We start from the raw sequence: 14277 nt of genomic DNA on the forward strand, positions 1-14277 counted from the left end.
CGCGCTTTCCGGGATCGGGGCATGGCCTTCATTTGCTCGGCGACATGCTCGCCGAGCGTCGCAAAGACCGACGACAAGTAAGCGCCCTCCCCGCATGCGTTTGCGCCGATGCGCTGTGCTATCGTATGCGCCGCGTTCGGTGCTCGCATGCGCATTCCGCGCACGCAGTTAAACGGGAAACAGGAGGCGGATCGCCGCCCTGCCTGTGCTGTCCCCGCAACGGTACGCCGCCCGCGCGACGCGCTTCCCCGCGCACGCGCCCATGCCGCCCACGATGCCACTGCCCTTCCACCGGGCGGGAAGGCTGCGGCCTGGCAAGCGGCCAGCCCGGATACCGGCCGACGCAAGGGGCGAGCCCGATGCTCGCCGAACGCCCGATCCGCGGGGGACGGACCGGGTGCGCATTCCGCCCGCGTTCGCGCGGGCTTCGCCCGATCCGTTATGCGTTGCCTGCCTGCCGGCCGCCGATGTGCCGCCCGCCTGCCCCTTTCCACTGTTTCGACACGGTGCGCGCCGTGCCGCGCCCGATGAGCCGCGCCTGGCTCATCGGCGCCGGCCCCGGCGACGCCGACCTGCTGACGCTCAAGGCCGTCCACGCGATCGGCTCGGCCGACGTGCTGCTCATCGACGATCTCGTGAACCCCGACGTGCTGCGCCATGCGCGCGCCGACGCGCACATCGAGCACGTCGGCAAGCGCGGCGGCCATGCCTCGACCCCGCAGGAGGCGATCGTCGCGGCGATGCTCGCGCATCTGCGCGCGGGCCGCAGCGTCGCGCGGCTCAAGGGCGGCGACCCGTTCGTGTTCGGCCGCGGCGGCGAGGAACTGGCCGTGCTCGGTGCCGCGGGATTTCGAGTCGAGGTCGTGAGCGGCGTCACGGCGGGCATCGCCGCGCCGGCCGCGCTCGGCATTCCGGTCACGCAGCGCGGCGACGCGCAGGGCGTGATCTTCGTCACGGGCCACGGCGCGGGCGCCGACGAACCCGACTGGCGCGCGCTCGCGGCCACGCGCATGACGATCGTCGTCTACATGGGCATCCGCCGGCTCGACACGATTGCAGCCGCGCTGCGCGAAGGCGGCCTGCCCGGCGACACGCCGTGCGCGGCGATCGAGAATGCGACGCGCCCCGAACAGCGGCACGTGCTCGCGACGCTCGACACGCTTGTCGAACGTGTCGGCGCGACCGGCATCGGTTCACCGGCGATCGTCGTGATCGGCCGCGTCGCGGCGTTCGCCCACGATCCCGCGGTGCGCGCCGCACTCGGCAGCCGCGCATGATGCGCGTCGCGATCGGTGTCGGTTTCCGCGCGGACGTGACGGCCGCGCAACTCGATGCCGCGATCCGCGTCGCGCTGATGCGGTACCCGGCTGCCGAACCGGCGCTCGTCGCCACGCTCGCCGACAAGGCGCGCGCACGCGCGCTGCGCGCGCTGTGCGCGAGACGCGGCTGGCCGCTCGTCGCGTTCGACGCGGCACAGCTCGCGCGCCGCCCCGAACTGGCCGTGAGCGGCCCGTCGGATGCCGCGCTCGCCCGCTTCGGCGTCGCGGGCGTGGCCGAGCCGTGCGCGCAGCTCGCGGCGCCGCACGGCCGGCTGCTGGGCCCCAAATCCATCCGGGACGGCGTGACGGTCGCACTCGCCGGCCCGCTCTGAACCCTTTGTTTCGCTTTCTTTCGACAGGACGAATCCGATGAAAACCGACGCCGAATCCCATCAACGGATGACCGAACGCCGCCGCGCGGGCCACGAGAAGAAGCAGGCCGCCGCCGTCAACGAAAAGGGCCTGCTGATCGTCAACACCGGCAACGGCAAGGGCAAGAGCACGGCCGCGTTCGGCATGGCCGTGCGCGTGCTCGGCCACGGCATGCGGCTCGGTGTCGTGCAGTTCATCAAGGGCGCGCTGCACACGTCCGAGCGCGACTTCCTCGGCGCGGTTGCCGAGTGCGATTTCGTGACGATGGGCGACGGCTACACGTGGAACACGCAGAACCGCGACGCCGACATCGCGACCGCGCGCAAGGGCTGGGACGAGGCGCGCCGGATGATCGAAAGCGGCGACTACCGGATGGTGATCCTCGACGAGTTGAACACGGTGCTGAAGTACGAATACCTGCCGCTCGACGAAGTGCTCGCGACGCTTGCCGCGCGTCCCGACTCGGTCCACGTCGTCGTGACCGGGCGGCATGCGCCCGATGCGCTGATCGACGCGGCCGACCTCGTCACCGAGATGCGGCTCGTCAAGCATCCGTACAAGGAGCAAGGCGTGAAGGCGCAGCGCGGCGTGGAGTTCTGAGCATGCCCGCCTGCCCCGCGCTGTTCGTCAGTGCGCCCGCGTCGGGCCAGGGCAAGACGTCGGTGACGGCCGGCCTCGCGCGGCTGCACCGCCGGCTCGGCCGCCGTGTGCGCGTGTTCAAGACCGGGCCCGACTTTCTCGATCCGATGCTGCTCGAACGCGCGAGCGGCGCCCCCGTGCATGCGCTCGATCTCGGGATGGTCGGCGAGGCCGGCTGCCGCGCGTTGCTTGCCGATGCCGCACGCGATGCCGACCTGATCCTGATCGAAGGCGTGATGGGGCTGTTCGACGGCACGCCGAGCAGTGCCGATCTTGCGGCTGCGTTCGGCGTGCCGGTCGTCGCGGTGATTTCCGCGAAGGCGATGGCGCAGACGTTCGCGGCGATCGCGTTCGGACTCGCCCGGTTCCGGCCGGGGCTGCCGTTTCACGGCGTGCTCGCGAACCGCGTCGGCTCGGCCCGGCACGCGGAACTGCTGCAACAGGCGCTGCCCGACGACCTGCGCTGGCTCGGGCACGTGCCGGCCGATGCGGGCATCGCGCTGCCGGAGCGGCATCTCGGCCTGCACCAGCCGGCTGACATCGACGATCTCGACGCACGGCTCGATCGCGCGGCCGACGTGCTCGCGCAGACGGCGCTCGCCGAATTGCCGCCCGCCGTCGCGTTTGCCGAACCGGACGCCGCGGCGCCGCTGCCGCGTGCGCTCGCCGGCAAGCGGATCGCGATTGCGCGCGACGCGGCGTTTTCGTTCATCTATCCGGCGAATCTCGCGCTGCTTGAGGCGCTCGGCGCGCGGCTGTGCTTCTTCTCGCCGCTCGCCGACGAACCCGTGCCGGACGATTGCGACGCGCTGTTCCTGCCGGGCGGCTATCCGGAACTGCATGCGGCGACGCTCGCGGCGCATGACGCCACCGCCCGGACCATTCGCGCGCATGCGGCGGCTCGCCGGCCGATCGTCGCGGAATGCGGGGGGATGGTGTATCTGTGTGAATCGCTGACCGACGTCGACGGTGTCACGACGCCGATGCTCGGGCTGCTGCCGGGGCGGGCGACGATGCAGCGCCGGTTCGCGGCGCTCGGCATGCAGCAGCTCGATACGCGTACCGGGCCGATGCGCGGCCATACGTTTCATTATTCGACGCTCGCGACGCCGCTGGAACCGGTCGCGAACGCGGCGCGCCCCGACGGCAAGCCGGGCAGCGGCGAAGCCGTCTATCGCCACGGCGCGATCGTCGCGACGTACATGCACCTGTACTGGCCGTCGAATCCGGAGGCGGTCGTGGCGCTGTTCGGCGGCACGGCGTTCTGACCGAAAAAACGGCGAGGCGCCGCGATGTCAGGGTTTTTCGCGGCCCGGCGCTTCCGAGCGCGAAGTGCGGATCACGGTGCCGTCGGGCGAGAAATGCGCGTTGAACATCGCGTCGCCCGATACGCCGCCCTCAGCCCAGTGCCAGCTCCACACCTCTTCGTGGCTCAGCGCGTATTGCGCGATCTCGGTCGGCTTGCCGAGCAGTTGGCGCACGTCGTCCTTCGACATCCCGGGCACGACCTTCGCAATGTTCGCCGCCGTCAGCGCCTGCGTGATCGACACGAGCCGGCCGTCGGGCCCGAAATCGAGCATGTAGGTGCTCGTGCCGTACGGGCCACGCGGATATTCGAACCGCTGCGAGCCGTCGTCGCCCTGCCTGACCATTTCCGGCTTGCCCGCCTGGCGGAGCACGTCCTCGGTCGTCGACACGCCCGGTTGCAGATTGCCGAACGCCATCGGGTCGGGCTTGATCGCATTCACCGCGTCAGCCACTTTCTGGTCGTCGCACCCGGCTGCCAGAATGGCGACCGCACAGGCGGTCAGCACGGTCAGAAGCTGTTTTCGCATTTCATCCACACCTGTATTCATCGTGCCGGTCCGGCGTCGCGCGCAGCGTAGCACGCGACCCGTTCCGTCGATGTCAAGGAGCGTCAAATGCGGTCACGGCGCGCTTTCCAGTGGAACATGAGCCTGGGCGGGGATCTGCGCTGGCTCGTGCGTAGCGCCTGTGGCGCGTTTCCAATGCGAATGAGCCTGTTGTGTCGAGCTCCGGCCTTGCAGGCGCGGCAGCTCGCACGCCGCCGCGCCGCCGCATCACACCAGGAACGCCTCGGCCAGCTTGACCCAGTACGACGCGCCGGTAGGCAGTGCCGCGTCGTTGAAGTCGTAGCCGGGGTTGTGCACGATGCAGCCGCCCTCTCCGTCGCCGTTGCCGATGATCAGGTAGCAGCCCGGCCGCTTCTCGAGCAGGAACGCGAAATCCTCGCTGCCGGTGAGCGGCACCATCCCGTCGATCAGGTTCGCTTCGCCCACCCACTCGCGCGCGACGCCGCGCGCGAACGCGGTCATGTCCGTGTCGTTGACGAGCACCGGGTAGCGGCGCTGGTAGTCGATCGTCGCGGTCGCGCCGAACACGGCGGCCTGCGCATGCACGACTTCCTTGATGCGCGTCTCGAGCAGGTCGCGCACCTCCGGCTTCAGCGCGCGCACCGACAGGCGCATCTGCGCGCGATCGGGAATCACGTTCGGCGCCTCGCCCGCGTGGATCGCGCCGACCGTGACGATCGCCATGTCGAGCGGCGACACGTTGCGCGACACGATCGTCTGCAGCGCAATGACGATCTGCGCGCACACGACCACCGAATCGACCGCCTTGTGCGGCACCGCGCCGTGGCCGCCGCGGCCCTGCACGTCGATGACGACGGTATCGGACGACGCCATGAACGGCCCCGGCAGGAAGCCGAATTTGCCCGTGGGGAAGCCCGGCATGTTGTGCATCGCGAAGATCGCGTCGCACGGGAACAGCTCGAACAGCCCTTCGTCGAGCATCTTCTTCGCGCCGCCGAGCCCTTCCTCGGCCGGCTGGAAAATCAGGTTCAGCGTGCCCGAGAAGCGGCGCTCGCGCGCAAGATGCTTCGCGGCGGCGAGCAGCATCGCCGTGTGGCCGTCGTGACCGCAGGCGTGCATCTTGCCGGCGATCCTGCTCTCGTACGGCAGGCCCGTGGCCTCGTGGATCGGCAGCGCATCCATGTCGGCGCGCAGGCCGAGGCGCTGCGTGCCGTTGCCGACCTTCAACTGCGCGACGACGCCCGTGCCGCCCAGCCCGCGATGCACCGTGTAGCCCCACGACTGCAGTTGCTCGGCGACGAGGTCGCTCGTCGCGAATTCCTCGAAACCGAGCTCGGGGTGGGCATGGATGCGGTGCCGGATCTCGATCATTTCGTCGGCGAGGCCTGCGGGAATCACGCTGTGCGTCACGGTGTCGTCTCCTGTTTCTGCGGGGAATGTGCAGGCAAGGATAGTCGGTTCGCCAGCAACCGGACAGACGAAAAGTCGTCGCGGTAGCAACCGATGGTTGCCGTATCTGGTACCGCACACGATATGAGCCGACCGGCCATCCGGATGACTGCCGCACATGGTTCGGGCGCGCGAGGCTGTGGGCTTGACAGCGATTTGACGAGCGCCAGGATTCGACGATGACCGTTCAAGCATCCGGAATAATGCCGACACATCAACGTGTTACAGGTAATTGTTCACTTTTTGACGCCTGTACATTTTTTGTGTACGCTGATGAGGAAGTGAACAAGCAATCGCCTCCTATGCCCGAGAACGCCCCCCTTCCGATGTCGGAACAGCACGTGCTCGACGAAGCCTGCGCCGCGTTCGAACGCGCGACCCGGCGCTTCGGCGCGCGGCCCGTGCGCGTGCCGGCCGCGTATGCCGGGCAAGCCGACGCGATGATCCGCTTCGACGTTGCCGGGCAGGTGTTCGAGATGCCGGCCGCCGTGAGCCTGCGCGTCGAATCGCTGCCGGGCGCACTCGCGGCACTGCGCCGCCGCGGCGTCGCGATCGCGACACCCGGCGAGCGGCCGCTGATGCTGATCGCCCCCTATCTTTCGGCCGAACTGGCCGCCGGCCTGACCGACCAGGGCATTCCGTTTCTCGACACCGCGGGCAACGCATGCCTGATTCAGCCGGAGGCGACCGTGATGATCGCGGGCCGGCCGAAACCCGCACGCACGCCGCGCCGGCAGGCATCGCGCGCGACGACGCCGAAGGGGCTGGCCGTGATGTTCGCGGTCGCGACACAGCCGGGCCTCGTCGCACAGCCTTATCGGACGATTGCGGCCGCGTCGGGTGTCGCGCTCGGCACGGTCAACCTCGCGATGGACGACCTGATCGCGCGCGGCCTCGTCGGGCAGCGCCGCAATGGCGAGCGCCTGATACCCGACTGGCCGCGCTTCGTGCACGAATGGGTTGCGCTGTACCCGAGCCGCCTGCGCGCGAAACTGCCGAGCCGTCGTTATGCCAGCCTCGCGCCCGACTGGTGGCGCGATTTCGATTTCGCGTCGTTCGATGCGCGGCTCGGCGGCGAACCGGCGGCCGACCTGCTGACGCACGACCTGAAGCCGGCCGAGATCACCGTCTATACGCACGGCGCGGCATCGAACCGCCTGCTGCTCCAGGCCCGCCTGCGCCCGGACGACCACGGCGACGTCGAATTCGTCGAAGCATTCTGGCCGCACTCGCCCGCGCTCGACTGGCACGAGCCGCGCTTGCCGCTCGTACCGCCGCTCCTGATCTATGCGGATCTCGTCTCCTCCGGTGACAGCCGCAACCTTGCCGCCGCCGAACGGATCCATGACCAATACCTCGCCCATCCGCCCGCTTGAAGTCGACGCGCGCCGGCCGCTCGACTCGGCGGCGGTCGCGCTCTTGCAAGCGGTGAGCCATGCCTGCGCGCGCGTCGATGCGGCTTTCGTCGTCGCCGGCGCAACCGCGCGCGACATCCTGATGTGGCACGTCCACGGCATCCGGCCGGTGCGTGCGACACGGGACGTCGACGTTGCGGTGTGCGCGGTGAGCTGGCCGTTTCACGCGCAGCTCGTCGATGCGCTCGTTGCGACCGGGCAATTCACGCGCGCACCGAAACAACAGCAGAAACTGCTGTTCGACAGCGGCACGCACGGTTTTCGCACCGAACTCGATCTCGTGCCGTTCGGGCCGCTCGAAACGCCGCCGGGCGAGATCGCATGGCCGCCGGGCGGCGAATTCGTGCTGAATGTGCTCGGCTTCCAGGAAGCGGTGGACACCGCGCAGCCGGTGTCGATCGACACACGCACCGTCGTGCCGGTGGCCAGCCTGCCGGCGCTCGCGCTGCTGAAGCTGCTCGCCTGGAAGGACCGGCGTGCACGCCAGAACAGCGATGCGTACGACCTGCTGTTCCTGCTGCGGAATTTTCACGATGCAGGCAATCGCGAGCGCATCTGGGATGCCGCCCCCGACCTGCTGGAACGGCATGCGTTCCAGCCCGGCCTTGCCGCGGCCGCGCTGCTCGCGCGAGACGCGAAACGGATTGCCTCGCCGCACACGCGCGACGCGATCCGCGTGCTGTTGTCCGACGAAGCGACCTATGCCACGCTCGGCCAGGATCTGCTGGTACGTGCGTTCGCGCTGTTGCCGGGTGAATTCAGCGATGACGCCAACCGGTATCTCGACGCATTTCGCGACGCCTTTCTCGAGGATTCACCCGCACCGCACGCATGACACGACGCTGTGGCGCCGCCGCGTCATCCCGCTTTCGCACTGCCGCGCTCAGGCTGCCCAGTCTTCGAGCGACAACCCGGCCACCCGGCCGAACTCCCGCCCGTTGTTCGTGACGAGCACCGCACCGGCCGCGATCGCATGCCCGGCGATCGACGCATCGTTCGCGCCGATCGGCATGCCGCGCGCGGCGAGATCGGCGCGAATCGCGGCCGTTGCATCGACGGCCGCCGTATCCCACGACAGCACGCCGTCGAGCCGCGAGACAAAGGCCGTCACGAGTTCCGCATGCTTCGGCGAAGCCTTCCTGCCGACTGCGCCGAACCGCATTTCGGCATAAGTGATGGCCGACACGACGATCCGGTGCTGCGCATTGACGCACGATTGCAGCCGCGACAGCACTACCGGCGGCCGCTCGCGCATGATGAACGAACAGATGTTCGTATCGAGCATGTAGAGCGTGGTCACTGGCCGGACTCCGTCGGCGCGGCGCCGCCGGAAAGGTCGAAGCGGCCGGACTCGATCACGGCCGGGCGTTCGGCGAGGAAATCGGCGTCGGCCAGCGGTTCGCTCGCGAACGAGAGCCACGTGGGCCGCACCGGCCGCAGCAGCAGCGTGTCGCCCTCGCGGCGGATCTCGAGTTCCGTCACCCCCTCGAACTCCATGTCCTTCGGGATGCGGATTGCCTGGTTACGGGCGTTCTTGAAAATGGAAACGGTGCGCATGAGCCACTCCATGGGAGTACGATGCGCCCATTCTAGACATATGCTGGCATATGTCAAATTGAGGGCGCGCAAATCGGACGTCGCGCCCCACGCTGCCACGGGTGTTTTTGTCATGTTGCCGGCCTGTCGTCGATGAGGAGAGCGATCCATTCTTCACGACACAGGCCACGCGGTCCATATCCCGAACGGCCGATGCCGGTGCGGCACCGCACCGCGCGCAACGTCGCACCGACGCTGCGCACCCGCGCCGTCACGGCAACCGGAAAGTGTCGAAGAATGTGTCTCGCTCGATCACGGTGAGCGCCGCGCGCTTGTGCGGGAAATCGAACTCCTTCAGCGTGTGGAACCCGAGGCGGTGCATGTACGCGATGTGCCGCACGTGATCGACGCGCGGCTCGCCGACGAGCCGCTGCGTGCGCGGTTCGTCGACGAACATGTAGTGCAGCACCCCGCTCCACCATGCATGCAGCTTGCCGGCGCTCTGGAACCGCGAATCGCCGATCAGCAGGTGCAGCCCGCGATCGTAGTCGTGCGCATCGTAGAACGGCGCGAGACGATCCTCCTTCGCCCAGTAGAACTCGAAATAGCCGAACGGCGTGTCGTCGAAATAGCCGATCATCGGGTGCATGTGCGGATCGGCGAGCCGCTCGGCAAGATACGCCGCGTGCTCGTCGCGCGTGCCGCGCTGGTCCCAGAAATGCGCGACGCGATCGAGGTTCATCCAGCCGCTGAACAGGTCCGCATGCGCGTCGATGTCGACGGTGCGCAGGCTGAACGTCATCCCGACCTGCGGCATATGGCGTGCATAGATCTCGCCGGCCGGCGACGGCGGCCGCACCGGGTGCCGGTGCCCGTTCGTGATCGCATGGCGCAGCGGCATCCCGCCCGACGCGGGCGCCTTCAGCCACGGTCGCGGGTTCTGCCAGAAGGTCGTGCGCGATACGGTGAACCGCAGCGCGTCGCCCTCGGCCTGCGCGCCGTCGATCACGCCCTCGCGCACCGCGCGCGCCACGTACGACGCAACGGCCGCCGCATCGGCGCCGCCGAGCGGCACCGTGATCGTCGCCGCGTCGTATCGCGTGTCGGTGTTGAAGAGCGCGACGAACGCCGCGAGCAGTGCCTCCGGCGAATCGTCGGGCCGCCACGCGTCGAGCGAGCACTCGGCGACCGTCATCGCCGGCCCGTGCGCGGCGCCGTCGAGCGCCGCGGCCACTTCACCTTCGACGGCGTCGGCGGCGCCGGCCGGTTTCGTCAGCGTGTCTTGCATCACAGTGCTCCCGCGTCGTGGCGATCGGCGAGAACGTGCAGCCCCCGCTCGAGCGCCGGAAACAGGCTGCGCTGGAAGTTGTTCCAGCGCAGTTCGAGAATCGTGTCGTCCGGTGCGATCGGCGTGTCGAGCACGTCGCAGATCACCTCGCCGGAATCGATGCCGTTGTCGACGTAGTGGAACGACGCGCCCGTCATCATCACGGGCTCGACCGACGACGTCGCGCCGCTCGCCCAGTCGACCCGTTCGCCGCGCGCGCCGTGCAGCGCGTCGAGCGTCGCCCATGCGCCGCGCCGCTGGTACGGCGAACCGTCGGCGGTGATGCCCGGGTGGATGTTGGCGATGCGCCGGTGAAAGCGCGCGCCGGGCCGCACGAGCTCGTCGAGGATCACGAGCAGCCCGTCGAGCACGACGACATCGGCTTCGAGTTCGAGCAGGCGCTCGAGCAGGCGGCGCTCGAACGCCTGTTTGCCGGCTGCACGCTCGCGTGCGTCGCGCGGCAGCCGCCGGTACGTCGACGCAATCGTGCAGAACAGTTCGTCGACCGGCCGGCCCTGCACCGTCAACCCTTCCGGCAGGATCCACGGGCGGCCCGGCGTGCGCGCGAAACCGTAGTCGGCCACCTTCGCGCGGTCGGCCGGCGAACCGTCGTCGTCGTCGACGATCACGCCCTTGAGCGTGTAGCGCTCGCCGAGCGGCGAGTCGTTCAGGCGCTCGACGAGGAATTCGAGCGGCGCCTTCATGTAGCGCGTGCCGCCCTGATAAGCGACCGGCTGGCCGGCGCGATCGGCCGCGCCGTTGCGCAGCGACTGGATGTAGACGAGATTTTTCTTCGGCATGGATGCGTCGTGGAAAAGCGGACGAAGGCGCCGCGGCCGGCCCGTGCCGGCCACGAAGGCCGGCCGGCGGGCCGCGGCGCGCATCGTCACCAGTTGTATTTCGCGGTCGCGATCACCGTGCGGTCGGTGCCGAACACGCAGACGTTTACCGACTGGCAGCCGCTGATGTAGTGGCGGTTGGCCAGGTTCGTCGCATTCACGGCGAAGCGCCAGTTGCGCGTGTCGTAGTGCACGCCCGCGTCGAACAGCGTGACGCTCGACACCGTCAGCGCGTTGTCGGACCCACCGGCCGACGCGCTCTGGTAGCGAACGCCGCCGCCGAAGCCCAGCCCCGCGAGCGCCCCCGTATGCCACGTCCAGTCGGCCCACAGCGACGCCATCTGGCGCGGACGCGGAATGTCGACCGGCCAGTTGTTCAGCGTGTTGTCGTTCGCCTTGATGACCTTCACGTCCTGGTAGACGTACGAAGCGATCATCGACAGGTTCGGCGTGACCTTGCCGGTCGCACTCAGCTCGATCCCGCGCGAACGCACCTCGCCGGACTGTACCGACTTGGTGCCGCTGTCGTCCTGGCTCGGCAGCGCCGGCGTGATGCCGTTGGTCTGGTTGATCTGGTAGATCGCCGCGTTCAGCATCAGGTTCTTGCCGGGCGGCTGCCAGCGCAGGCCGGCCTCGATCTGCTTGCCGCGCGTCGGCTGCGGCAGCCCGCCGCCGAGCAGGTTCACGCCGATCAGCGGGTTGAACGACGTCGCATAGCTGATGTACGGCGACAGCCCGTAGTCGCCCTGGTACGTGAGGCCGACGCGGCCGGTGAACGCCGTGACGTCCGCCTTCGTCGACGTGCCGCCCGCGCGGTCGTCCTGGCGCATGTTGACCCAGTCCTCGCGACCGCCGAGCGTCAGCGTCCAGCGGTTCCACTTGATCTGGTCCTGCGCGTACAGGCCGAACGTGTTCATCGCCGTGTACGTGTTGGTGCGACCCGTGGTCTCCGGATTGGAGAACACCGACGTGGTCACGGGCGTGTACACCGGGTTGTAGATGTTCAGCGGCGGCGCGGCGGCAATCCACTCGCTGTCGGTTGCGGTCTGCCGGTTGTACTGGAAGCCGAGCAGCAGCGTGTGCTGGAGCGGACCCGTCGCGAAGCGGCCTTCGACGTTGTTATCGATGTCGAAGCGGCTGTAGTTCATCTGGAACACGCCGGCCCAGCGGCTGACATCGGTCGTGCTGCCGTCGACGAAGCCGTTGCCCCACACCGAGCCGTTGTCGAGCGACAGGTGCATCAGGCGGACGTTCTGCCGGAACGTCCACGCCGAAGTCAGGTTCTGCTCGAACTGGTAGCCGACCGACCACTGCTTCTTGCGGTAGTAGTTGAAGTTCGGGTCGCCTTCGTACACGTCCTTGTTGATCTGGCCGCTCGGGTTCGGGAGCACCGTGCCTTGCGCGGGCAGGAAGTTCGACGAGATGTCGCCCCAGTCCTGCAGGTACGTCGCGGACAGCGTCAGCGACGTATCCGCGTTCGGGCGCCAGCGGAACGACGGCGCGAGCGCGACGCGCTGGTCGTTGTTCGGGCCCGTCAGCGCATTGCCGTCGCGCGCGACGCCGACGAATCGATACGCGTACTTGCCGTCCGGGTCGAGCTTGTCGCCCACGTCGATCATGAACTGCTTGCGCGCGTAGTTGCCGATCTGCACGCCGGCCTCGCGCACGCGCTCGCCGTCGGCGAGCTTGGTCTGCACGTCGATGATCGCGCCGGGGTCGCCCGCGCCGTACAGCACCGAGGTCGGCCCGCGCAGCACGGTGATGCTGTCGATCATGTACGGATCGACGCGCCAGCTCGCGAGGTTGATCGTGTTCGGCACCTGCAGCCCGTTCACGTAGGCGGTCGGCGTGAAGCCGCGCAGTGCCGCGTACCAGTCGGAACGGTTGTCCGAGCCATACGACGAGAAACCCGGCACGTAGCGCAGTGCCGCGTTTACGTCGGTCGCGCCGGTCATCTCGATCTGCTGCGCGGTGACGACGTTGATCGTCTGCGGGATCTCGTTGATCGGTGTATCGGTCTTCGTGCCGGTCCGGCTGCGCTTCGCGACGAGCCCGACCGTGCCGTCCCCTTCCGAGGCCGCGTTGACGTTGATCGTCGGCAGCGTACCGGTCGACGCACTGGCCGCCGCACCGCCCTGCGCACTGCTGGCCGACGCCGCGGCGCCTGCGTTCACGGCCGGCGCCGTCTGGGCATATGCCTGCCCCGCCGCCGCACCGAACGCCACGCTTGCCGCGGCTGCGATCGCACGCAAACGCGTGCCTGTTGCCCACTCCATCTTTCTCTGCTCCACTTTTTTCATGCGGTCTCCGACCGCGCCTTTGTCAAAGAGCGAAAGCCATCCGGCCCGCGCTCACCCCGTTTTCCTGTCTTGCCTTGGCCGCGCCTTCGTCATGGGCGGGCGCGATCCCGTCTTCGAGCGACGCGCAGATTTCGTCCGCGCGGCGTGCCAGCACCGACAGCAGCGTGTCGGACAAACCGTGGCTGTCTTCGCAGCAGCCTTGCAGGTAGATGCGCGGCGCGAAGTGCGCGGGCGTCGCGAGCAGGTAATCGCGCGTCACGTCGCCACGCGCGAGCGCATCGCCCAGGTGCGGCGCAAGCCCTTCGAGCAGCGCCGAATGGGTGTCGCGGCGATAGCCGGTCGCGAGCACGAGCGCGTCGAAGCGCTCGACGCGCGTCGCGCCGCTCATCCGGTCGCGCACCGTCAGCTCGACGCGGCCGTCGGCGGTGCGCACCGCGGCCTCGATCGCGCTGTTCGCGAGCAGCGCATGACGCGGCGTGCCGTCGATGCGCTGCAGGTACAGCATTTCGTAGATCTGTTCGATCAGCGGCCGGTCGACCACCGCGTAGTTCGTGTCGCGATAGCGGTCGAGCAGCGCGCGGCGCGCGTCATGCGGCTGCGCATAGACGACATCGGTGAATTCGGGGCTGAAGATCTCGTTGACGAACGGGCTGTCGTCGGCCGGCTTCAGCGCGCCCGCGCGCATCACGAGGCTCGCGTCGACATGCGGGAAGCGGCGCGCGAGATCGATGAACACCTCGGCCGCGCTCTGCCCCGCGCCGATCACCGCGACGCGGCGGCGCTCGCCGGATGGCGACGCGACGAGCCGGTCGATGTCGGTCAGGTAGGACGACGAGTGGATCACGCGGTCGCGGCCGAGCGCGGCGAACGCGTCCGGGATCGCCGGCGTACCGCCGACGCCGACCGACAGCGCGCGCGTGACGCGCTGGCGCTCGTGGCCGGCGGCGTCGCGCGACAGCACGCGCAGCGCGTCGATCCGCGCGCCGTCGCCGCGCACGGGCTCGATGCCCAGCACGGTCTCGCTGTAATGGACGCGATCGTCGAACGCGTCGGCCACCCAGCTCAGGTAGTCGTGGAACTCGACGCGGGTCGGGTAGAAGTTCTTCAGGTTGACGAATTCGTTCAGCCGGCCGCGTTCGAACAGGTAGTTGATGAACGTGTAGCGGCTTTTCGGATCGCGCATCGTGACGAGATCCTTCAGAAACGAGATCTGCATCCGGCAGTCGTCGAGCAGCATCCCGCGATG

General features: G+C 68.8%; 14 protein-coding genes and 1 riboswitch. Of the genes, 6 read left to right on the top strand and 8 right to left on the bottom strand.

The window, feature by feature from the left end; genetic code table 11:
• The first annotated feature begins 119 nt into the window (after positions 1-119).
• Positions 120-357, top strand: a riboswitch (cobalamin riboswitch).
• 170 nt (positions 358-527) lie between these two features.
• The 4 genes from cobA to L810_RS20000 are packed head-to-tail and all read left to right on the top strand — an operon-like array spanning position 528 to position 3598.
• The gene (gene cobA, locus L810_RS19985; RefSeq protein WP_042975461.1) at positions 528-1277 is read left to right on the top strand and encodes a uroporphyrinogen-III C-methyltransferase; all 750 of its coding nucleotides are present in this window, start codon (positions 528-530) and stop codon (positions 1275-1277) included.
• Positions 1274-1651, top strand: coding sequence for a cobalamin biosynthesis protein (locus L810_RS19990; RefSeq protein ID WP_021160088.1), 378 nt, complete (start codon positions 1274-1276; stop codon positions 1649-1651). The genes cobA and L810_RS19990 overlap by 4 nt, the downstream gene beginning before the upstream one ends.
• A gap of 37 nt (positions 1652-1688) precedes the next feature.
• Entirely contained in the window at positions 1689-2291 is a 603-nt protein-coding gene (gene cobO / locus L810_RS19995) for a cob(I)yrinic acid a,c-diamide adenosyltransferase (RefSeq protein ID WP_021160089.1), read from the top strand.
• 2 nt (positions 2292-2293) lie between these two features.
• Positions 2294-3598, top strand: a complete 1305-nt coding sequence (locus L810_RS20000) for a cobyrinate a,c-diamide synthase (RefSeq protein ID WP_021160090.1) — start codon at positions 2294-2296, stop codon at positions 3596-3598.
• Positions 3599-3625: 27 nt separating this feature from the next.
• Here the strand turns inward: L810_RS20000 and bamE are convergent, their stop codons facing one another.
• Both bamE and L810_RS20010 read right to left on the bottom strand, forming a co-directional pair.
• A complete protein-coding gene (gene bamE / locus L810_RS20005; RefSeq protein WP_042975462.1) occupies positions 3626-4165 on the bottom strand; it encodes an outer membrane protein assembly factor BamE domain-containing protein in 540 nt (179 codons plus the stop codon).
• A 246-nt stretch (positions 4166-4411) separates the two neighbouring features.
• Positions 4412-5575, bottom strand: coding sequence for a M20 aminoacylase family protein (locus tag L810_RS20010; RefSeq protein WP_021160093.1), 1164 nt, complete (start codon positions 5573-5575; stop codon positions 4412-4414).
• 341 nt (positions 5576-5916) lie between these two features.
• On the opposite strand from L810_RS20010, the gene L810_RS20015 reads away from it, so the two are divergent.
• Positions 5917-6990 carry a type IV toxin-antitoxin system AbiEi family antitoxin gene (locus L810_RS20015; RefSeq protein ID WP_042975464.1) on the top strand — a complete coding sequence of 358 codons (1074 nt, stop codon included), beginning with the start codon at positions 5917-5919 and terminating at the stop codon, positions 6988-6990.
• Positions 6959-7864, top strand: coding sequence for a nucleotidyl transferase AbiEii/AbiGii toxin family protein (locus tag L810_RS20020; RefSeq protein ID WP_021160095.1), 906 nt, complete (start codon positions 6959-6961; stop codon positions 7862-7864). The genes L810_RS20015 and L810_RS20020 overlap by 32 nt, the downstream gene beginning before the upstream one ends.
• A 48-nt stretch (positions 7865-7912) precedes the next feature.
• Here the strand turns inward: L810_RS20020 and L810_RS20025 are convergent, their stop codons facing one another.
• The 6 genes from L810_RS20025 to L810_RS20050 all read right to left on the bottom strand — a co-directional run.
• Positions 7913-8329: a PIN domain-containing protein gene (locus L810_RS20025; RefSeq protein ID WP_021160096.1), complete on the bottom strand. Its 417-nt coding sequence runs from the start codon at positions 8327-8329 to the stop codon at positions 7913-7915.
• Positions 8326-8586 (bottom strand): type II toxin-antitoxin system VapB family antitoxin, encoded by a 261-nt coding sequence (gene vapB / locus L810_RS20030; RefSeq protein ID WP_021160097.1) that lies wholly within the window; start codon positions 8584-8586, stop codon positions 8326-8328. The genes L810_RS20025 and vapB overlap by 4 nt, the downstream gene beginning before the upstream one ends.
• Positions 8587-8836: 250 nt before the next feature.
• Positions 8837-9853 carry a GNAT family N-acetyltransferase gene (locus L810_RS20035; RefSeq protein ID WP_021160098.1) on the bottom strand — a complete coding sequence of 339 codons (1017 nt, stop codon included), beginning with the start codon at positions 9851-9853 and terminating at the stop codon, positions 8837-8839.
• Positions 9853-10692, bottom strand: coding sequence for a formyltransferase family protein (locus L810_RS20040; protein ID WP_042975471.1), 840 nt, complete (start codon positions 10690-10692; stop codon positions 9853-9855). Before L810_RS20040 ends, L810_RS20035 begins: the two co-directional genes overlap by 1 nt.
• Positions 10693-10778: 86 nt before the next feature.
• Complete coding sequence (locus L810_RS20045) at positions 10779-13031, bottom strand: TonB-dependent siderophore receptor (protein WP_042975465.1); 2253 nt, start codon at positions 13029-13031, stop codon at positions 10779-10781.
• Between the two features lie 22 nt (positions 13032-13053).
• A partial coding sequence (locus L810_RS20050; RefSeq protein WP_042975473.1) for a lysine N(6)-hydroxylase/L-ornithine N(5)-oxygenase family protein occupies positions 13054-14277 on the bottom strand: 1224 nt, incomplete at its 5' end.

Source organism: Burkholderia sp. AU4i (assembly GCF_000466765.1).
In the GTDB taxonomy this organism is placed as follows: Bacteria; Pseudomonadota; Gammaproteobacteria; order Burkholderiales; family Burkholderiaceae; genus Burkholderia; species Burkholderia cepacia.